Source organism: Ruegeria sp. AA6 (assembly GCF_056542865.1).
Genome location: NZ_JBQGAN010000001.1, coordinates 248,761 through 267,453, shown reverse-complemented (window position 1 = coordinate 267,453; position 18,693 = coordinate 248,761). Strand labels below are relative to the sequence as shown.

The window sequence follows — 18,693 nt, the reverse complement described above, 5'->3', positions numbered from 1 at the left end:
AGACCGGCCGAAATCGGCTATCCTGTCATGGATTAACATCCCGCAACCGCGGAGTTTCACATGCCTGAAATTGATTTTTGGTATTCTATTGGCAGCACCTACACCTTCCTAACAGTCATGCGGCTGGACGAATGGTGCGCGGAAAATAACGCCTCGGTCAACTGGCGCCCATTTAACGTACGCTCGGTGATGTCAGAGCAGAAGAACATTCCATTTGCCGGAAAGCCGGTAAAATCCGCATACATGTGGCGAGATATTGAGCGTCGGGCTGCGAAGTACCATATCCACGCCACGCTACCCGCTCCCTACCCGATTTCGGACCTTGCACTGGCCAATCAAGTCGCTTTGCTGGGCACAAGAGATGGCTGGGGCAAGGACTTCACCCAGACTCTGTACCGCATCTGGTTCGAGGATAATATCGAAGCGGGCAGCGAAACCGCAATCACCGAAGCGCTGCACCGATGCCAGCAGGATCCACGCATGGTACTGGCCCGCGCACGCAGCCCAGATACGGTTGCCGCGCTTGAAGCCGAAACCGAACAGGCCACAAAGCTCGGAGTGTTTGGTGCCCCCAGCCTTGTGGTTCGGGGTGAAGTTTTTTGGGGAGATGACAGGCTGGACGACGCGCTGTCATGGGCGCGTGTCGGCCACGTTGCCTGATCAATTCCTTTCGACAGGCACCAGCATTGCGCTAGATTTCAGTCATGCCCTACCGATGGAATCAAACGTCTGAGACCGAACAGGAATTGCGCCTTTGGCCGCATAACTCATTGCCACGGCGCGGAGCAATGATGGTGATTTTGGCTGTCTTCATGTTTGGCCTGATCCCGCTGCTGGCAGTATTGGGGTCGGTTATCCTTTGGGGGTTGCTGCCCTTCTTGCTGATTACTGTTTTGGGGTTATGGATGGCCATCCAGTCCAACTATCGCGCACGCAGTGTCTTTGAGATTTTGACACTCAGCGGGACGCAGGCCCGGTTGATCCACCACACACCTGGCAAGGAACAGCAGGAATGGTCTTGTAATCGCTATTGGGCGCGCCCCGAAATGCATGAAAAAGACGGACCAGTACCTCACTATGTCACTCTGATCGGAGACGGGCGTGAAGTGGAGATCGGGGCCTTTCTGTCCGAAGACGAGCGTATCGCGTTATACGACGACTTGATGCAAAAACTGCGCGAGCCAGCCGCGCAGTAAATCACCGTTCAAGACGTATGTGGTTTTAGCCGTTCGATGCGGCGCAAAGGTGGTCTTTCACCATCGGACCGACTTTGCCGAAATCCATTTGACCGGTATAGCGGGTTTTCAGCTCGCCCATGACCTTGCCCATGTCACGGATCGAACCCGCGCCGGTCGCAGTAATTGCCGTCTGAATGGCCTCCGAGACTTCCTCATCGTCCAACTGCTTGGGCAGGAATTCCTCGATAACTTCGACTTCGCGCAGTTCCCGCTCGGCCAGATCAAGGCGTCCGCCCTCTTCATAGGCGCGCGCGCTTTCTTTGCGCTGCTTGGTCATTTTTCCAAGGATTTCAAGAACCTCAGCGTCACCACAGCCTTTGGCCTCTTCATTGTCCGAGGCGCGCGAGGCAATGTCGCGATCCTTGATAGCGGCATTGATCAACCGCAGCGTCGACAGACGCTCTGCATCCTTGTCTTTCATTGCTTGCTTCAGGGCAGAGTTCACCCTTGATCGCATATCCATATGATCTGTCCATCCCCATGGAAAAAGGAACCCTCAACATATCGAAACAAAAAGCGCGACACAACAGGGGTCGAATAACGCTAAGTCATTGTTTTTCCTCAATAGCCCAAAATTTGAACAGACTTGACCCAGCGCTCTAACACCCTTAGGTATGCGCCGATTTACCTAACAGGAGAGTCGCCCGATGGCCCAGAACGCCCCGTCCAAGCCCACCGCATGTCTGGCTTTGGCCGACGGAACACTGTTCTACGGGGTAGGTTTCGGCGCCACCGGTCAGACCGTGGCCGAGCTGTGCTTTAACACCGCCATGACCGGCTATCAGGAGATTATGACTGACCCCTCTTATGCGGGGCAGATCGTCACCTTCACCTTTCCCCACATCGGCAATGTCGGCGTAAACCCCGAGGATGACGAAACCGGTGATCCCGTCGCTGCCGGTATGGTTGTCAAATGGGACCCGACCGAACCGTCGAACTGGCGTTCGGCCGAAGAACTGAAGACATGGCTTGAGCGCCGCGGTCGCATCGCAATCGGAGGCATCGACACACGCCGCCTGACCCGCGCTATCCGTCAACAAGGCGCGCCGCATGTGGCGCTGGCCCACGACCCCGAGGGCAATTTCGACATTGAAGCTCTGGTCGCTGCGGCGCGAGGCTTTGCCGGTCTGGAAGGTATGGACCTGGCCAAAGAAGTCACTTGCGCTCAAAGCTATCGCTGGGACGAGATGCGGTGGGCCTGGCCCGATGGTTACACCCGTCAGGAAGCGCCTTCACACAAGGTTGTTGCCGTAGATTTCGGCGCCAAGCGCAATATCCTGCGCTGCTTGGCGTCGGCTGGGTGCGATGTGACCGTCCTACCTGCAACCGCGACCGCTGCCGAAGTGCTGGCCCACAATCCCGATGGCGTCTTTCTGTCCAACGGCCCCGGAGATCCGGCGGCCACCGGTGAATATGCCGTTCCGATGATCAAAGAAGTTCTGGACACCACCGACCTGCCCGTTTTTGGCATCTGCCTCGGCCACCAGATGTTGGCGCTGGCCTTGGGTGGTCAGACCGTCAAGATGAACCACGGCCACCACGGCGCGAACCACCCGGTCAAAGACATGGAGACTGGCAAGGTCGAGATCACGTCGATGAATCACGGCTTTGCCGTGGACGCGCAGTCCCTGCCCGACGGTGTTGTGGAAACCCACCGCTCGTTGTTCGACGGGTCGAACTGTGGCATCCGCATGACCAATCGCCCAGTTTATTCGGTGCAGTATCACCCCGAAGCCTCACCCGGCCCGCAAGACAGCTTTTATCTGTTCGAACGTTTTGCAGACGCAATGGCAAACCAGAAGGCGCAGGCATAAAGCTCGCCACGAACATAGTTAACCGGCTGTTAACCTAAATTTGACAACCCTGACGCTCAGAAACCGTGTCAGGGTTGTTTTTTATGGTCGAACTGAACCGGCAGCATTTCGCGCTGGCTGCGCCGATACCTGTGCAAGCGCATAAGCCTTTGGGGGCTTGTCTTGTCGATCAAGGGTCAATCACTCGGTCCCAGTTGGACGAGGCTCTGTACCTGCAATCTTGGCAGCAGGCTCCGCTGGGTGAAATTCTGGTGTCTGAGGGCTGGGTCACCCGTCGGGATGTACAAGCTGCGCTCTCCGAGCAAAGTGGTCTTCAAATCGCTGATTTGGAGCATCAGCCCCCGCCCCCCGATTTGTGCCAGATGAAACCTGTCGATTTTTGGCTGGCACACAATGTCATTCCATGGAAGCGGATTGGCAATATTCTTTTTGTCGCCACGGCACGCCCTGACCGTTTTCCGAAGTTACACAAAGAATTAACGGCATCTGGCGACACTGTTATCCCCGTAATTGCCGGAAGCGATCAGATTGATGACACGATCGCCAGCGTGTTTTCTACGCCACTTGCCAAGGCAGCCGAAGCTCGGGTGGATTTGCAACAAAGTTGCCGATCCTGGTCTAAGCGATGGCCAGTTTGGCCAGCGGCTATTCTTGTTGGCTTGTTGGCCCTACTTTTGGCCTATCCCATGATCGGGCTTTCCTTTCTCATCGGGGCAGCAGCGGTCAGCTTGTTCCTGTTCATGTCCCTACGCGTCGCCGGCTTGCTTGCCTTTCTTTGGCCTCGCTCTTCCGCGCGAGCCGCACCTTCAGAGCCCAATCCGCCAGGGCCATTGCCCTGCGTATCAATCATGGTTCCCTTGTACAAGGAACGAGAGATTGCCGATGCCTTGATTCAACGGCTGCTGCGCCTGACTTACCCCAAAGCGTTGTTGGACATCATTCTGGTGCTTGAAGAAACTGACGACGTCACGCGATCCACCCTTGCCGAGGTTGATTTGCCTAACTGGATCAGAACAATCGAGGTACCCGAGCTCAATGGTCTAACCACCAAACCCCGCGCCATGAACTACGCATTGGACTTTTGCCGTGGCGATATTCTGGGTGTCTGGGATGCCGAAGACGCGCCGCAACCGGACCAGATCGAACGCGTTGTCCGTCATTTTGCACAGGCCGAGGAAACCGTCGTATGCCTGCAAGGGGTTCTCGACTACTACAACCCGCGAACCAATTGGCGTTCACGCTGCTTCACAATTGAATACAGTAGCTGGTTTCGGGTCGTCCTTCAGGGTATCGCCCGGCTTGGACTTGTTGTTCCCCTAGGCGGGACTACATTTTTCTTCCGCCGCGACAAGCTGCTGGAATTGGGCGGATGGGACGCCCACAACGTCACCGAAGACGCCGATCTGGGTGTGCGCCTTGCCCTTGCGGGCTACCGCACTGAAATGGTCGACACAGCAACCTTTGAAGAGGCCAATTTTCGCGCCTGGCCTTGGGTGCGTCAGCGCTCTCGTTGGCTCAAGGGGTTCATGGTGACCTATCTGGTACACATGCGAGCCCCCCTGCGCCTTTTGCAGGATCTTGGCCTTTTGCGATTTGTCGGCGTTCAGGCATTCTTTCTAGGAACCGTCGGGCAATTCCTGCTTGCCCCTGTTCTTTGGATACTCTGGTTGACGAGTTTTAAAATGCCCAGCCCGCTGGACCCTATTCTTTCCACACCTGTCCTGGTTGCGCTGATCGGGTTGTCACTAACTGCCGAAATCACCAATGCCGCTGTTGGAATCGTCGCCGTTTTCGCCCGGGAAAGGCGATTTTTGTTGCCGTGGGTCTTTACAATGCCCCTTTATTTCCCGCTTGGCGTTCTAGCGGCGTACAAGGCCCTTTGGGAATTGGTTTCGAACCCTTTCTTTTGGGACAAAACGCAACATGGACAGGCTGGTGAGGAGGGATCGCCACCTGCTTAGTCAATTCTCGCGCAGGACCGCATCCTGTTTCAAACGGGTCATGAACGCGACCGAGATATGTTCTTTAAGCGCACGCTCGGCGGCTTCTTCATCCCGCGCCGCGATGGCCTCGACTATGCCCTTGTGCTCGCTCTGCGCGATCTCACCGCGCCCTTGCACTGCCAGAGACGTAGTGGCCATAAGTGCCATAGTGCGGTGCACAAGATCCAATTGCTGGACCAGATAGCGGTTGTGCGACGCCAAGTGAATCTGCTCATGAAACCGCCGGTTCGCACGCGACAAGGCCGAGGGGTCATCGACCAGCGCGTCATCTTCCGCCACCATTTCCTGCAACACTTTAATCTCTTCCTCGGTCGCGTGTTTTGCGGCCAGCTTCGCAGCCAGCCCCTCCAGCTCGCGCCGCACTACGTAAAGTTCGGCCATTTGGTTGTGGTCCAAGGAAGCAACGATCAGCGACCGCCCGTCCCGTTCAAGCAGGGACTGTGTTTCCAACCTCTGCAACGCTTCGCGGATTGGCGTTCGCGACACCCCGAACCGCTCGGCAAGTTCGCTTTCGACCAAACGGTCTCCGGGCTTGTAAACACCCACATCAATCGCTTCTAGAATAAGGCTATAGGCGTCTTTGGTCGGCTGTCTGGATTGGGGCATAGGGTGGTTCGTCTCCTCGTTCGGACATGTCTATCCGTCACATGGCCTGTGGATCAAGAGCGGCATTGAAATCCACGCCGCCTAGCAATAAACCAAATTCATGGTCAAACCTGCCTTTGCTCACGTCACCCAATGGGTGTTCGACCTAGACAATACGCTGTACCCACCGCATATGCGCCTGTTCGATCAGATCGAGGTGCTGATGACGGATTACGTGGTGCAGGCCATCGGCGTTGATCGACCCGAAGCGGATCGACTGCGCTCGCACTATTGGCGGCAATACGGCACCACGCTGGCGGGTCTGATGGCCGAGCATGATCTGGACCCCGATCCCTACCTGCACGCGGTGCATCAGGTGGACATGAGCCACATGGACCCTGATGCAGAGCTGGCTGATCACATCCGATCCTTGCCCGGCCGTCGCATCGTATACACCAACGGCAGCGCGCCCTACGCCGAGCGCGTACTTGAGGCGCGCGGACTAAGTGGATTGTTTGATGCGATCTACGGCGTGGAACACGCAGGATACCGCCCCAAACCAGAAAAAGCGGCGTTCGAGGCGGTTTTTGCGCAGGATGGAATCGACGCGGCGAAGGCGGCCATGTTCGAGGATGACCCTCGCAATCTGGCCGCTCCGCACGCGCTGGGAATGCGCACCGTCCACGTCGCACCCGAACCGCACGAGGCGGACCATATCCACCATCACACCGATGATCTGACCGCGTTTCTGAGCCTCCTGCGATAGGCTGTCACACTGCGACGATCTGCACATTCTGCAGGTGCAGCATCGTCCCTATATGCCCCTTGCGACGAACAGAAACGGAGACCCCCATGAGCGCGATCGAGATGCCCGGACGCCTGCCCATTTGGCAGCGCCTGTTGTTTGCAATTCCCCTGTTTGGCTGGATGGCCAAAGATGCTGCGCATGGGAAAGCCGAAGATTGGGGCTATACCGCCGGAGCGATTTTTAGTATGTGGGGCTGCTCAGCCCTTCTGTTTGGCTTGCCGGGTCTGTACATCCCTGCCGTGATGATGGTGCCGGTGATGTTCCTGATCCTCATCCTGATTTCGCGCGGCTAACGCACGGGACAGGATGTCACTTGGCACCCACGGTGGAACCGCACTAGGTTCTGCCCAACACGCGGAGGCCAAGGTCATGAAAGACAGCTGTGACATCCTTATTTCCGGCGGCGGAATCGCCGGCCTGACTGCTGCGGCGGCCTTTGGAACGGCAGGGCTCGACGTCATTTGCGTCGACCCCACTCCACCCATCACCGAGCGCGACGTGAACGGGTCCGACCTGCGGACCACCGCGTTTCTGCAACCGGCTCACTGTTTGCTGGAACAGTGTGGCCTATGGCAACGGCTGGATGAACACGCAGCCCCTTTGCAGATCATGCGTATTGTGGATGCGGGCGGAGACGTGCCGGAACCGCGGGTTGTGCGGGACTTTAACGCCGCTGATATCTCGGACCAGCCCTTTGGATGGAACCTGCCCAACTGGCTGCTGCGGCGTGAAATAGTGGCCCGTTTGGCCGAACTGACCAATGTCGAATTTCGACCCGGCACGGGCACTGTCAGTCTATTCACCCGCACCGCCGAAGCTCGCGTCGGCCTAAGCGATGGTAGCCGTATACGATGCAAACTGGTGGTGGCCGCGGATGGTCGGAATTCCCCCATGCGTGAGGCAGCGGGGATCAACGTCCACACCACGCGTTATGGCCAAAAGGCGCTGGCCTTTGCGGTCACCCACCCGATTCCACATGACAATGTCTCAACCGAGATTCACCGCTCGGGTGGGCCATTCACTTTGGTCCCCCTCCCCGATTGGCAGGGTCAGCCGTCGTCGGCAATTGTCTGGATGGAGCGTGGACCCCGGGCAGTTGAGCTGCTGAACACGGAACCCGAAGAGTTTGAGACCCAAATGACCGAACGGTCCTGCGGGTTATTCGGGCCGCTAAAACTGGCCTCGCGCCGGACGATCTGGCCGATTATCAGCCAGTCAGCGGAACGCCTGTCGGGCGAGCGGATCGCCCTAATGGCCGAGGCCGCGCATGTGGTGCCACCAATTGGCGCGCAAGGGTTGAATATGTCTCTTGGCGATTTGCGTAGCCTGCTGGATTTGGCGCGAACCCGACCCGAAGGTCTGGGCGATGCGCAGATGCTGGAGGCTTACCACAAGGCCCGCCATACCGAAATCGAGATGCGTGTCAAAGGCATCGACCTGCTGAACCGCGCCTCGATGATCGAGGCACGTCCGCTGCGCGACGCACGGGCGATGGGATTGAATGCCCTCTATTCCCTGCCGCCCGTACGCAAGACGTTGATGCAGATGGGTCTCGGCGTTCGCTGAGACCCCAAGATCACAGTACCTGATCCAACACGCGCTTGAGCCGCGCGATCGTGCCATCTACATCGTAAAGCTTGTCCAGCCCGAACAAGCCCAGGCGGAAGGTGCTGAAACCCTCGGGCTCATCGCATTGCAGAGGCACACCGGCGGCGATTTGCATACCCAGCGCAGCAAACTTCTTGCCGTTTTGAATCTCGGGGTCCGACGTATAGCTGACCACAACACCCGGAGCACCAAACCCTTTGGCCGCGACCGAGGTCACGCCCTTTTCTTTCAACATCGTCCGAACGCCATTCCCCAGCGCCCATTGCGCGTCACGCAGCTTTTCAAAGCCATAATCGCGGGTTTCAACCATCGTGTCCCGGAACGCTTGCAGGGCGTCGGTCGGCATGGTGGCGTGATAGGCGTGCCCGCCATTTTCATAGGCTTGCATGATCTGACGCCACTTCTTCAGATCAACCGCAAAACTGTCTGACGTTGTTTCCTCCAACCGTGCCTCAGCCCGTTCGGACAGCATGACCAACCCGGCGCAAGGTGAAGCGCTCCAGCCTTTTTGCGGGGCCGAGATCAATACATCTACCCCCGTCGCCTCCATGTCGATCCAGGCGCAACCCGAGGCGATACAATCCAGCACCATCAACGCGCCAACTTCATGCGCTGCGTCTGCCATTGCAGCCACGTAGTCATCCGGCAAAATAAGCCCCGCAGAGGTTTCAACATGCGGCGCGAACACCACATCGGGGCGCAGCTCACGAATTGTTGACACGACCTCTTCGATCGGAGCAGGCGTAAAGGGCGAAGGGCTTGTGTTGCCGGTCTGCCGTGCCTTGAGAACCGTCGCTGACGAGGTCAAGGTGGCGGATTCGATGATCTGGCTCCACCGGTAGGAAAACCACCCGTTGCGGACGACCAAAACATTGGAATTGCGTGCAAACTGCCGGGCCACGGCCTCCATTGCGTATGTTCCGCCGCCCGGGATCACCGCAACGCCTTCCGCCTTGTAAACGTCCTTTAGCATTGACGAAACATCACGCATGACTGCCTGAAAACGGGCCGACATGTGGTTCAACGACCGATCCGTGAACACAACCGAGAATTCTTCGAGCCCGTTCGGGTCGATGGTTTCCAAAAGCGCCGGCATGATTTGTCCTTTCAAAGAGTATTCGGGCAGGTTGAGTCTGTTTGCGCGATGTTAATTCGCTTGTCTCACGCCGACAATTGACCCAACGGAATGCATTTTCCTAACAAAAAATTAACTACTAATAGCTCCAATAGAACAATTACTTGACGCCAAATAGTGTCACCACCCCTTTACACCCTGAGGTGTTTCTGAACAGATACATTCACTTTGTAGAAGAAAGGTATTACTTCTCGTGACTGCTCAAAAGCGGATCAGTTTTCAAGTTGTACGTGACGAAGTTAAGCGCCGTATTGAAAGCCGGATCTGGCCACAGGGATCTCTGCTGCCGACCGAAACGCAACTTGCCGAAGAATTCAATTGTGCCCGCGCAACCGTCAACCGCGCCTTGCGGGAGCTCGCCGAGCAAGGGTTTGTGGAACGCAAACGCAAAAGCGGTACGCGCGTCAAAAAGGAACCCAGCAAACACGCGAAACTTGAATTTTCGCTTGTTCGCCAAGCTGTTGAAAACCAAAACTCAACTTATCGCTATGCCTTGGTCGAACGAAACGTTGTTTCCAGTCCCGGCTGGCTGGCGTCGCAACTTAGCGTGTCACCGGACTCACGTGTTCTGCATGTGATCTGCATGCACTATGCGGACAACCGCCCATTTCAGTTGGAAGAGCGCTGGATCAACATAGACACCGTGCCTGAAGTGGAACACGCCGACCTCAATGCGCAAGGCCCGCACGAGTGGTTGCTGAACATCGCCCCCTTTACAGAGGCCGAGATAGCATTCTGCGCGGTTTCCGCCGACGGACGGCTGGCCGAATTTATGGGCACGACTGCTGGCACCTCAATGATTCAGCTCGAACGCACGACCTGGAAAGACGGGATGCCGATGACCTTTGCCCGGATGACGCATCACCCAGGCTATTGCATTCGCACCAAGTACTGATCCCGTTCAACCAATTGGCCCCGGCAGGCGCTCTTCGCTGAGCAGAACGTTGGCTTCAACATCGCCCGCGCCTGGCAGGGTCATAATCCGGCGTCGCAGAACGCGTTCAAAGTCGGACAGGTCTCGGGCCACGACCCTAAGACGGTAATCGTACAGACCCAACACGTGTTCAACGGTTTGCACCTCTGGGATTGCGCTCACCGCGCGTTCAAAGTCTTCAAGGCTGACCTGCCCTTTGCGCGCCAGCTTGACCCCCAGAAAAACCGTCACACCGAACCCAAGCGCCTCGGCATTCAGGCGCAGGCGGCGTCCCCGGATGACACCTGCTGTTTCAAGCCGCTTGATGCGCCGCCATGTTGCGGGTTGGGACAAACCAAGTCTACGCCCCAACGCTCCCGCGCTTTGCGTTGCATCCTGAACCAGAGCCCTCAGGATTTGGCGGTCGGTTTCATCAAGCTCGATCATACCGGCAGGACCTCGTTCCGCTTGAGCCGCGCAATATGCATCAGGGCTTCGATATCTGCGATATGCGGCAGGGTCAGAATGCGGTCCCGATAGATTTGCTGATAGTGCTTCATATCCTGTGCGATGACGGAAAGACGCACATCGACACGGCCCAAGAAAGTCTGAATTTCGATTACTTCCGCCACCTCTCGCGCAGCTTGCGTAAACTCGTCAAAGGCACGGGCCTGCGTCTTGTCAAGTGTGATCCGAAGTGAGACTTCGACCGCATACCCCATCGCGACCCAGTCAATGACAGCCTCGTGCCCTTCGATGATCCCTGCGGCCTCCATCTTTTCAATACGCCGCCAACAAACGCCCGCGCTGATCCGGCACAGATCGGCCAGTTCCGCTGTGGTCAGGCTTGGATCTGCCTGAAAGTGGCGCAGAATACGCCTGTCGATATCATCAAGCATGATTTTTTTATATTTTCCATTTGGTGCGAATTATTTTTCATCTTTCTTACAAATACTCAAGCCCAACGCTATCGCCATTGCAAGAACAGGCAGGTAAAACCGCCGCAATCTAACCAGAAAGGACCGGCAAAATGCGCGTCTATTACGATCGCGATTGCGACATCAACCTGATCAAAGACAAAAAAGTGGCTATCCTGGGCTATGGCTCGCAAGGTCACGCCCACGCGCTGAACCTGCGTGACTCGGGCGCTAAGAACCTCGTCGTCGCTCTGCGCGAAGGCTCGGCATCTGCCAAGAAAGCCGAAGCCGAAGGTTTGCAGGTCATGGGCATCGCCGAAGCGGCGGCCTGGTGCGATGTCATCATGTTCACCATGCCCGACGAATTGCAGGCCGAAACCTACAAGAAATACGTGCACGACAACATCAAGCCGGGCTCCGCTATCGCGTTCGCCCACGGCCTGAATGTCCACTTTGGCCTGATCGAGCCGAAAGAAGGCGTCGACGTCATCATGATGGCCCCCAAAGGCCCCGGCCACACCGTGCGCGGCGAGTATGTCAAAGGCGGCGGCGTACCCTGTCTGGTAGCTGTCAACAACGACGCAACCGGCAAAGCGCTGGAAATCGGTCTGTCCTACTGCTCGGCCATCGGTGGCGGTCGTTCGGGCATCATCGAAACCAACTTCCGCGAAGAGTGTGAAACCGACCTGTTCGGTGAGCAGGCGGTTCTGTGCGGCGGCGTTGTCGAACTGATCCGCATGGGCTTCGAAACTCTGGTCGAGGCCGGCTACGCGCCGGAAATGGCCTATTTCGAGTGTCTGCACGAGATGAAGCTGATCGTAGACCTGATCTACGAAGGCGGTATCGCAAACATGAACTACTCGATCTCGAACACTGCCGAATACGGCGAGTATGTCTCGGGTCCGCGCATTCTGCCGTACGATGAGACCAAGGCCGCGATGAAGGCCGTTCTGACCGATATCCAGAAAGGCAAGTTCGTGCGCGACTTCATGCTGGAAAACCAAGTGGGTCAGCCCTTCTTCAAAGGCACACGTCGCATCAACGACGAACATCAAATCGAAGAAGTCGGCAAGAAACTGCGCGACATGATGCCTTGGATTGCCGCTGGCAAACTGGTTGATCAGGAAAAGAACTAAGCCTGACTTCAGTCAGCAACAGGGCGGCCCCAGTGGTCGCCCTTTTTCATTTCCCCGCAAACAACCTGTTGAAGTTGTTCGCGTTTCACGCAATCAATCGCCGCAGCGTTATCCGAGGTCATACAGGACATGGTCGATCAACCCACATCGCGCGACTGGAGCGGCGTTGTCGCCCTTGGCCTTATTTGGGGCGGCACGTTCATGGTCGTGGCAATTGCGCTGGAAGGCTATGGCCCAATCACCGTCGCCACTGCGCGTACCACTCTGGGCGCTGTGACGTTGCTGGGAATGATGGCGCTGACCGGGCGCAAGCTACCATCAGGCGACCCGAGGCTGTGGGGATACATCGCCATAATCGGAGTGCTGTCCACAGCCCTCCCCTTCATGCTGCTTAGCTGGGGTCAGCAATATGTGGCCTCGGCTTTTGCGGGGCTGTCGATGGCGGCAATTCCCCTGATGGTTCTGCCACTTGCACATTTCTTTTCGGATGAGCCGTTGAATGCGCGGAGATTCCTTGGCGTCTCGCTAGGCTTTTGCGGTGCTCTGGTGTTGATCGGGCCGGGATTGGCCCAGATCGGGCAAGGAGCTGAGCCGCTGGCGCAACTGGCGTGTATCAGCGCAGCACTGTGTTATTCTTTCGCGTCCATCTTTACCCGCCGGTGCCCGCCGATCGAACCGGTGACCCTTGCAGCCCTGTCACTGGTTGTTGGCGCAGCGCTGTTACTGCCGATCATGCTGATAACCGAGGGCATCCCCCGCTGGGAGGGCACGCGCCCGGGTCTGGCGATCATCGCTTTGGGCTTATTGCCGACCGCTTTCGCCACTTTGCTGCGCGTTTCCATCATTCGCAGCGCCGGGTCTGTTTTCCTGACCCTAGTCAATTATCAGGTGCCGATCTGGTCGATGGTTTTTGGAGCATGGATTCTGTCCGAAGCCCTGCCCCTGAGGTTTTTTATTGCGTTAGCAATGATCCTGACCGGGCTTGCAATCAGCCAATGGTTCAGCCTGCGCCGGATGCTGATCGGACGTTAACCGGATACCGCCTCGACCTCGGCAACGATACCCTCGACAACCTGCATCAATAGGCCATCGTCTTCGCATTCGGCCATTACGCGGATCAAAGGTTCGGTCCCAGACTTACGGATCAGCAGACGCCCCTGCCCGTTCAAACGGGCCTCAGCATCCGCAATTGCGGCTCTTACGCTGGCAGTTTCCAACGGGGCTTGCCCCTCGCCATACCTAACATTCTTCAGCAATTGCGGGACCGTTTCGAACTGCACCGACAGCTCGGATGCCTTTCGGCCCGAATGCACCATTTCAGCCAGGAAATGCAGGCCAGCCATCAGGCCATCACCTGTGGTGGCGTAATCGCTCATGACAATGTGGCCGGATTGTTCGCCACCCAGGTTGAACCTGCCTTCCCGCATCCGTTCGACGACATAACGGTCGCCAACGGCCGTGCGTTCAAGGCGAAGCCCTTGCGTCGCCAGATGCCGTTCCAGCCCCAGGTTCGACATGACCGTCGCCACCAGCGCACCCCCTTGAAGCCGATCAGCCTTGGCCCAGCTAGTCGCCAACAGCGCCATCAACTGATCGCCATCGGCCACCTGCCCATGCTCATCGACCATGACGACACGGTCGGCGTCACCATCCAGACAAATGCCCACGTCAGCCCCATGGGCTACAACTGTTTCGGCGGCCAACTGGGGTTTGGTCGAGCCGCAGTTCAAGTTGATATTCTTACCATTCGGCGCGACGCCGACCGGTATGACCTCGGCCCCCAGCTCCCATAGAACCTCTGGTGCAGTTCGGTGAGCGGCCCCGTTGGCGCAATCGACCACCACCTTGAGGCCGTCCAGTCGCAAATCGCGGGACAATGAGGATTTCACCCGTTCCCCATAGCGGAACCGGGCATCATCCACCCGGCGCGCACGCCCAATATTCTGCGCTTGCGCCGGTTTGACGCCCTCTTCAATCAGGCGCTCAATTTCCAGTTCCGCTTGATCGGACAGCTTGTACCCATCCGGCCCAAAGAATTTGATGCCGTTGTCCTCGGCCGGGTTGTGGCTTGCCGAGATCATCACACCCAGATCCGCACGCATCGAACGGGTCATCAACCCGACCGCAGGTGTAGGCACCGGCCCCAATAGCAAAACGTTCATACCGGTCGAGGTCAGCCCCGCCGTCAGCGCGTTTTCCAGCATATAACCCGACAGGCGCGTATCCTTGCCGATCACTACGCGGTGCGCGCCGGATTGGTCGCGTCGGAAATACCGCCCCACGGCCGCGCCAATGCGCAAGGCCATTTCGGCCGTAATCGGATGGGTATTGGCGGTGCCCCGCACCCCGTCGGTCCCGAACAGCTTGCGCATGGTGGTACTCCGTTAATTTCTTGCCTGCGACCGGATTACCGGACGGCGGCCCATAGGCGCAAGGCCTGAGCGGTTTCAGCCACGTCATGAACCCGCACAATTTGCACACCCTGAGACAATCCGGCCAAAGCGACAGCGATTGATCCCGGCGCGCGGGCATCTTTGCGAGGCTCTTGCCCAATCTCTCCGATAAACCCCTTGCGCGAGACACCCAACAGGATCGGGCAACCCAACCCATGAAACAGGCTGAGATTCTTTAGAAGGGTCAGGTTATGTGCAAGAGTTTTGCCGAACCCAATCCCTGGATCAATAACGACCAGATCGCGGTTAAGCCCCAAGCGTTCAAGCTTTTTGATCTGCCCTTCCAGAAAATCATACACGTCCAGAAGAACGTGACCGTATTGCGGGTCATCCTGCATCGTGGCCGGATCGCCCTGCATATGCATCACGCAGACGGGCGCGCCGACTTCAGCACAAAACGGCGCCAACTGCGGATCAAAAGTGAACCCGGATACGTCATTGATTAGACCAGCCCCGGCATTCCATGCCGCCTTTGCAACGCTGGCCTTACGCGTGTCGATCGAAATCAGAGCCTGCGTTTCTGCCCGAATGGTCTCGATCAGAGGCTTGGTTCGGGCGATTTCCTCATTCTCAGGCACGAAAGTTGATCCCGGACGCGTCGACTCACCGCCGATGTCCAGAATCGCAGCGTCATGTGCAACCATCTGTTTCGCGGCAGCTAACGCAGCCTCGACCGTATTGTGCTTCCCGCCGTCCGAGAAGCTGTCCGGGGTGGCATTGAGCACGCCCATGATCTGAGGACGATCCATCGCCAGCCCGGCGATATCGGCTCGTGGGGCGGTCAGCCGTTTCAAAACCTCTGCCGGGATGTCCTGCGCAGCCACAAGCACTGGCGCTGCGGTGCGAGACAACCGTTCAGCATGGGTGAACCACAAGGGTTGCCCCGCCAAGGTTTCAGCATCCTCCGGGCGGACCGGGCCATTTTGGACGAGCGGTCGAAAATATTCGGTCACAATTGCGCCTGATCCACGGGAATGGCGCGCAGTGGCGTTTTGGGGGCATTCGGCAAGGCACCGCCAATGACCAACATCTCGCTGGCCTCGAAAGTGGCCGCAAACCAAGCAGCCAAGGCAACGGCATCCGAAGGTGCAGCCGATGGGCCATCAACTGCGTCCAGTACGATTTTGGACGGTGCCCAGACACAAATCTGGCCGTTCTTCATTGCCCAATCCAGCTCAGTCCGTGTGGACACGACCACGCAACGGTGATCGCGCGCCGCCAGAACCCAGGCGTTTTGTTCAATCGCAAGCAGGTCGATGCGCCGTTGCGTCATCGCATGACCGGTCTGAGGCACCGCCATATTCGCCGCCCCCACGCACAAGATCAGCGGTCGCTGACGGTTTTCCAATTGGTCAATCCAACCGGTCAGATTGCATGAGGCGATGGCTTCGTTCGACAGGAAAGCCAAGCGTGGATGCGGGCGTTCTTCCTCGACCACATCGTGATGAACTTTGTCCTTGCCGCGCACAATTTCCACGCCCAAAGCACCGGGGCCACGATCCAGTTTTTCTATGCGAACAAAAGCTCTTACGGCTTGGGGCTCAAGCAAAATACGCTCGGCCACGCGATCCGCCAAGGTCTCAAGCAGGTTCAATCGCTCCGCAGCCAGTTCATGGGCGATTGCCTCGGTCACGCGGTCGTATGACAGGATACGGTCCACGTCATCATCAATCGGGTCGGTCAGAGGGCGCACCTCGACCACGATGTTAAAGCAGATGCGCTGGGTTGTTCCGCGCTCGGCCTGAAATGCGCCGATCTCGACCTCAACGATATGATCCCTCAGCGAGATGCGATCCAGCGGACCGAGCGCGGCGGTCGCTTCGGACCGCTCGGACGGGTGCGCAAAGGCAAGACGAATTTCAGAGCTCATGCGACGGACCTTTTTGGACTTTTGGGCTGATCTGCCCAAACTATACGTTGCGCGGGCGTATAACACCGCAACAAGCGCCATTCTAGTCGTCGATTGCGGCGTCAGGTGACGCGAAACCAGCTCATCATCCCAGATGCGGCATGGCCAAGCATGTGGCAGTGTAACAGCCAATCCCCAGGATTGTCTGCCACAAGTGCGATTTGACGGTTTTGTCCGCGCTCAACCAGCACTGTATCGCGCCACGGACCAAGGCTGCCATCCGGCAGAATAATTCGAAAATGGTGTCCGTGCAGATGCATAGCGTGCGGAAAAGCCGTTTCATTGACAAATTCGATCTGATGGACGCTTCCCAGCTGGGCGTCGAGAAACGGGTCCTGCGGGCGCTCGGCGTGGCCGTTCAAGGCCCAATACCGGCCCAACTGCGCCAGTTCGCGGCCTGAAAGCCGAGTTCCGCCCAGATGCGCGGAGTCGAGCCACCGCATCGCACCGCCCTGCAGAACCATCCGATGTCGCGGTGCGCCGTCTAACAAAACGTCAGGCATGGGATTCGCAGGCAGAGGTGAAACGCCTTGTCGACCCGCCCTTTCTGACCGATCAGACGGCACAAACCGAACCAGCCCAAAACCGCCGTCCCGTTCGCGGCTGACCAGACTGGCAACCTCGTCAGGTTCTACCTGAACGTCCACGATCAGATCGGCCCGTTGGGCCGGGGCCAATGGAAAGCTCTCCTGAATTGGCAAAGGGCTTTCAAGGGGCATACCGTCCAAAGCCACAATCCAACCTAGTAGCCCATCCAGCGTCAGATCATAGATTCGGGCGTTGGAGGCATTGATCAGCCGCAGGCGCAAGCGGTCCCCGCTGGTCACAGTATAGGAAGGATCAAACCGACCATTGACCGAAACGAGGTTACCCAACCTCCCTGCATGGCTTTGATCGTGACCGTTGTCGAAATCATCAACGATATGAGCGGTCTCGGGATCAAGACGCCAATCGTCCAGCATCAGCGTCAGGTCGTGGTCGACATCCGGCGCATCGATCTCTTCGACAATAAGGGGACCGTAAAGGCCACGCGCTACCTGTTCGACTGAGCGGTTGTGCGCGTGATACCAATAGGTTCCCGCGTCAGGGACGATAAAGTCGTAGAGAAAGTCTTCTCCCGGTGCGACCACGTCCTGAGTCAGACCCGGCACGCCGTCCATCGCGTTGTCGATCCGAATCCCGTGCCAATGCACCGTAGTTGGCTGGGGCAACTCATTCACCAGCCTGCGCTGAAGCCTCGCTCCTTGTCGCAGCCGTAATTCGGTGCCCGGCACACGGCCACCATAAGTCCATACTGGAGTTAAAGGGTAGCCGTCTGGCGCGATCTGCTGCATCGCCTCTTGCGCGACAAGATCAGGCCCAGATGCCTGAGCAGCCTTGGGCAACACCGCAAGCGCGGCTGCCGATTGCAGAAATAGTCTGCGTGAAAAAGTCATTGCGGGCCTCCTGGCCCGCAACATAGGTCAGAAAACGCCCCGCGCCATCAGGGTTCCAGCGCGGGTGCGTCAATCAGTTGCTCGCTGTCCGGTAGTTGTGGCGATAGAAAATGTGCACGCCAATCCGTGCAGTTTCCTTGTAGACACGCGACCACGACGGGCGCACCGCAGTGGTGTGGTAATGCGTGGCTCCTTCGGTCAAATCCTTCGCAACGCCATCAATCGAGGCGCGCGCAACTTTGGACACCCGCTCATAGGCCCTCTTCTCGTGGATCACTTCCTTGTGACCATCGCATGTATAGGTGAACTGGCATTGATATTTTTTGCCGGTTCCTTGCTTGATGACACCACAAAGCGTGTTCGGAAAGCGGGAGCTTTTGACCCGGTTCAGGATCACCTCGGCCACAGCGAACTGTCCACGTACGCTTTCACCGCGCGCTTCAAAGTACAAAGCTTCGGCCAGGCATTTAAAATGCTCGTCCCCGGTGGCAGTGGGCTGTTGGTCCAACCAATCCTTCGAGTATGATATTTTCTTTGGCTCAAGCTCTTTACGGGGCTTGAACAGAGTCAGATAGTCGCGAAAGTTTTGACCGGGCACTTCGGTGCGGGTCACAAGTTCGCGTTTGGCAGTATCGGTGGCTTCCCTTTCAGCGAAAGACACACTCGGCAGCATGGTTGCCGCCAGCGTGGCAGCAGCCAGTATGTATCGTAGCATCAGATAACCTCGCACAGGCACAT

Annotated in this window: 20 protein-coding genes; 10 read left to right on the top strand and 10 right to left on the bottom strand. The window is 57.5% G+C overall.

The features are described 5' to 3' along the window. The first annotated feature begins 60 nt into the window (after positions 1 to 60). Complete coding sequence (locus tag ACR0LN_RS01215; RefSeq protein WP_480427167.1) at positions 61 to 660, top strand: DsbA family protein; 600 nt, start codon at positions 61 to 63, stop codon at positions 658 to 660. Positions 661 to 704: 44 nt separating this feature from the next. After that, complete coding sequence (locus ACR0LN_RS01210; RefSeq protein WP_480427164.1) at positions 705 to 1,196, top strand: DUF2244 domain-containing protein; 492 nt, start codon at positions 705 to 707, stop codon at positions 1,194 to 1,196. Between the two features lie 25 nt (positions 1,197 to 1,221). On the opposite strand, the gene ACR0LN_RS01205 is transcribed toward ACR0LN_RS01210, so the two are convergent. Next, entirely contained in the window at positions 1,222 to 1,701 is a 480-nt protein-coding gene (locus tag ACR0LN_RS01205) for a GatB/YqeY domain-containing protein (RefSeq protein WP_480427163.1), read from the bottom strand. 184 nt (positions 1,702 to 1,885) lie between these two features. Between ACR0LN_RS01205 and carA the strand changes: the two genes are divergently transcribed. Further along, entirely contained in the window at positions 1,886 to 3,052 is a 1,167-nt protein-coding gene (carA, locus tag ACR0LN_RS01200; RefSeq protein ID WP_480427161.1) for a glutamine-hydrolyzing carbamoyl-phosphate synthase small subunit, read from the top strand. Between the two features lie 83 nt (positions 3,053 to 3,135). After that, positions 3,136 to 5,013 carry a glycosyltransferase gene (locus tag ACR0LN_RS01195; protein WP_480427159.1) on the top strand — a complete coding sequence of 626 codons (1,878 nt, stop codon included), beginning with the start codon at positions 3,136 to 3,138 and terminating at the stop codon, positions 5,011 to 5,013. Here ACR0LN_RS01195 and ACR0LN_RS01190 read toward each other — a convergent pair whose 3' ends face one another. Then, positions 5,014 to 5,661 (bottom strand): GntR family transcriptional regulator, encoded by a 648-nt coding sequence (locus tag ACR0LN_RS01190; protein WP_480427156.1) that lies wholly within the window; start codon positions 5,659 to 5,661, stop codon positions 5,014 to 5,016. A gap of 100 nt (positions 5,662 to 5,761) precedes the next feature. On the opposite strand from ACR0LN_RS01190, the gene ACR0LN_RS01185 reads away from it, so the two are divergent. From ACR0LN_RS01185 to ACR0LN_RS01175, 3 genes are all read left to right on the top strand, one after another. Next, positions 5,762 to 6,406, top strand: coding sequence for a pyrimidine 5'-nucleotidase (locus ACR0LN_RS01185; protein WP_480427154.1), 645 nt, complete (start codon positions 5,762 to 5,764; stop codon positions 6,404 to 6,406). Between the two features lie 86 nt (positions 6,407 to 6,492). Further along, a complete protein-coding gene (locus ACR0LN_RS01180) occupies positions 6,493 to 6,741 on the top strand; it encodes a hypothetical protein (RefSeq protein ID WP_480427151.1) in 249 nt (82 codons plus the stop codon). A gap of 76 nt (positions 6,742 to 6,817) precedes the next feature. Further along, positions 6,818 to 8,014 carry a UbiH/UbiF family hydroxylase gene (locus ACR0LN_RS01175; RefSeq protein ID WP_480427150.1) on the top strand — a complete coding sequence of 399 codons (1,197 nt, stop codon included), beginning with the start codon at positions 6,818 to 6,820 and terminating at the stop codon, positions 8,012 to 8,014. Positions 8,015 to 8,024: 10 nt separating this feature from the next. On the opposite strand, the gene ACR0LN_RS01170 is transcribed toward ACR0LN_RS01175, so the two are convergent. Then, positions 8,025 to 9,152, bottom strand: a complete 1,128-nt coding sequence (locus tag ACR0LN_RS01170) for an aminotransferase class V-fold PLP-dependent enzyme (protein ID WP_480427148.1) — start codon at positions 9,150 to 9,152, stop codon at positions 8,025 to 8,027. Between the two features lie 232 nt (positions 9,153 to 9,384). Here ACR0LN_RS01170 and ACR0LN_RS01165 point away from each other — a divergent pair, with 232 nt between their 5' ends. Next, positions 9,385 to 10,086 carry a GntR family transcriptional regulator gene (locus ACR0LN_RS01165; RefSeq protein ID WP_480427146.1) on the top strand — a complete coding sequence of 234 codons (702 nt, stop codon included), beginning with the start codon at positions 9,385 to 9,387 and terminating at the stop codon, positions 10,084 to 10,086. 6 nt (positions 10,087 to 10,092) lie between these two features. On the opposite strand, the gene ACR0LN_RS01160 is transcribed toward ACR0LN_RS01165, so the two are convergent. Then, on the bottom strand, positions 10,093 to 10,551 hold the full coding sequence (locus ACR0LN_RS01160) for an Lrp/AsnC family transcriptional regulator (RefSeq protein WP_480427144.1): 459 nt from the start codon (positions 10,549 to 10,551) through the stop codon (positions 10,093 to 10,095). Next, on the bottom strand, positions 10,548 to 11,003 hold the full coding sequence (locus ACR0LN_RS01155; RefSeq protein WP_480427143.1) for an Lrp/AsnC family transcriptional regulator: 456 nt from the start codon (positions 11,001 to 11,003) through the stop codon (positions 10,548 to 10,550). The genes ACR0LN_RS01160 and ACR0LN_RS01155 overlap by 4 nt, the downstream gene beginning before the upstream one ends. A 131-nt stretch (positions 11,004 to 11,134) precedes the next feature. Here ACR0LN_RS01155 and ilvC point away from each other — a divergent pair, with 131 nt between their 5' ends. Further along, positions 11,135 to 12,157, top strand: coding sequence for a ketol-acid reductoisomerase (gene ilvC / locus ACR0LN_RS01150; RefSeq protein ID WP_480427142.1), 1,023 nt, complete (start codon positions 11,135 to 11,137; stop codon positions 12,155 to 12,157). Positions 12,158 to 12,286: 129 nt separating this feature from the next. After that, positions 12,287 to 13,189, top strand: coding sequence for a DMT family transporter (locus ACR0LN_RS01145; protein WP_480427140.1), 903 nt, complete (start codon positions 12,287 to 12,289; stop codon positions 13,187 to 13,189). Here ACR0LN_RS01145 and glmM read toward each other — a convergent pair. From glmM to ACR0LN_RS01120, 5 genes are all read right to left on the bottom strand, one after another. Beyond that, positions 13,186 to 14,529: a phosphoglucosamine mutase gene (gene glmM, locus ACR0LN_RS01140; RefSeq protein ID WP_480427138.1), complete on the bottom strand. Its 1,344-nt coding sequence runs from the start codon at positions 14,527 to 14,529 to the stop codon at positions 13,186 to 13,188. The genes ACR0LN_RS01145 and glmM overlap by 4 nt on opposite strands. Positions 14,530 to 14,564: 35 nt before the next feature. Beyond that, entirely contained in the window at positions 14,565 to 15,563 is a 999-nt protein-coding gene (folP, locus tag ACR0LN_RS01135) for a dihydropteroate synthase (protein ID WP_480427136.1), read from the bottom strand. After that, positions 15,560 to 16,480: a dihydroneopterin aldolase gene (locus ACR0LN_RS01130; RefSeq protein WP_480427133.1), complete on the bottom strand. Its 921-nt coding sequence runs from the start codon at positions 16,478 to 16,480 to the stop codon at positions 15,560 to 15,562. Before ACR0LN_RS01130 ends, folP begins: the two co-directional genes overlap by 4 nt. Before the next feature lie 101 nt (positions 16,481 to 16,581). Further along, a complete protein-coding gene (locus tag ACR0LN_RS01125) occupies positions 16,582 to 17,955 on the bottom strand; it encodes a multicopper oxidase family protein (protein ID WP_480427132.1) in 1,374 nt (457 codons plus the stop codon). A 73-nt stretch (positions 17,956 to 18,028) separates the two neighbouring features. Continuing rightward, positions 18,029 to 18,670 (bottom strand): cell wall hydrolase, encoded by a 642-nt coding sequence (locus tag ACR0LN_RS01120; RefSeq protein ID WP_480427130.1) that lies wholly within the window; start codon positions 18,668 to 18,670, stop codon positions 18,029 to 18,031. Positions 18,671 to 18,693: the final 23 nt, after the last annotated feature.

What these genes read in the sequence shown, in the direction of transcription:
- glmM (WP_480427138.1), bottom strand. Translation starts at nt 14,529, where the DNA reads ATGCGCAAGCTGTTCGGGACCGACGGGGTGCGGGGCACCGCCAATACC.
- ilvC (WP_480427142.1), top strand. Translation starts at nt 11,135, where the DNA reads ATGCGCGTCTATTACGATCGCGATTGCGACATCAACCTGATCAAAGAC.
- ACR0LN_RS01215 (WP_480427167.1), top strand. Translation starts at nt 61, where the DNA reads ATGCCTGAAATTGATTTTTGGTATTCTATTGGCAGCACCTACACCTTC.
- ACR0LN_RS01210 (WP_480427164.1), top strand. Translation starts at nt 705, where the DNA reads ATGCCCTACCGATGGAATCAAACGTCTGAGACCGAACAGGAATTGCGC.
- ACR0LN_RS01195 (WP_480427159.1), top strand. Translation starts at nt 3,136, where the DNA reads ATGGTCGAACTGAACCGGCAGCATTTCGCGCTGGCTGCGCCGATACCT.
- carA (WP_480427161.1), top strand. Translation starts at nt 1,886, where the DNA reads ATGGCCCAGAACGCCCCGTCCAAGCCCACCGCATGTCTGGCTTTGGCC.
- ACR0LN_RS01120 (WP_480427130.1), bottom strand. Translation starts at nt 18,670, where the DNA reads ATGCTACGATACATACTGGCTGCTGCCACGCTGGCGGCAACCATGCTG.
- ACR0LN_RS01145 (WP_480427140.1), top strand. Translation starts at nt 12,287, where the DNA reads ATGGTCGATCAACCCACATCGCGCGACTGGAGCGGCGTTGTCGCCCTT.
- ACR0LN_RS01205 (WP_480427163.1), bottom strand. Translation starts at nt 1,701, where the DNA reads ATGGATATGCGATCAAGGGTGAACTCTGCCCTGAAGCAAGCAATGAAA.
- ACR0LN_RS01175 (WP_480427150.1), top strand. Translation starts at nt 6,818, where the DNA reads ATGAAAGACAGCTGTGACATCCTTATTTCCGGCGGCGGAATCGCCGGC.
- ACR0LN_RS01155 (WP_480427143.1), bottom strand. Translation starts at nt 11,003, where the DNA reads ATGCTTGATGATATCGACAGGCGTATTCTGCGCCACTTTCAGGCAGAT.
- ACR0LN_RS01125 (WP_480427132.1), bottom strand. Translation starts at nt 17,955, where the DNA reads ATGACTTTTTCACGCAGACTATTTCTGCAATCGGCAGCCGCGCTTGCG.
- ACR0LN_RS01190 (WP_480427156.1), bottom strand. Translation starts at nt 5,661, where the DNA reads ATGCCCCAATCCAGACAGCCGACCAAAGACGCCTATAGCCTTATTCTA.
- ACR0LN_RS01160 (WP_480427144.1), bottom strand. Translation starts at nt 10,551, where the DNA reads ATGATCGAGCTTGATGAAACCGACCGCCAAATCCTGAGGGCTCTGGTT.
- ACR0LN_RS01130 (WP_480427133.1), bottom strand. Translation starts at nt 16,480, where the DNA reads ATGAGCTCTGAAATTCGTCTTGCCTTTGCGCACCCGTCCGAGCGGTCC.
- ACR0LN_RS01185 (WP_480427154.1), top strand. Translation starts at nt 5,762, where the DNA reads ATGGTCAAACCTGCCTTTGCTCACGTCACCCAATGGGTGTTCGACCTA.
- ACR0LN_RS01170 (WP_480427148.1), bottom strand. Translation starts at nt 9,152, where the DNA reads ATGCCGGCGCTTTTGGAAACCATCGACCCGAACGGGCTCGAAGAATTC.
- ACR0LN_RS01180 (WP_480427151.1), top strand. Translation starts at nt 6,493, where the DNA reads ATGAGCGCGATCGAGATGCCCGGACGCCTGCCCATTTGGCAGCGCCTG.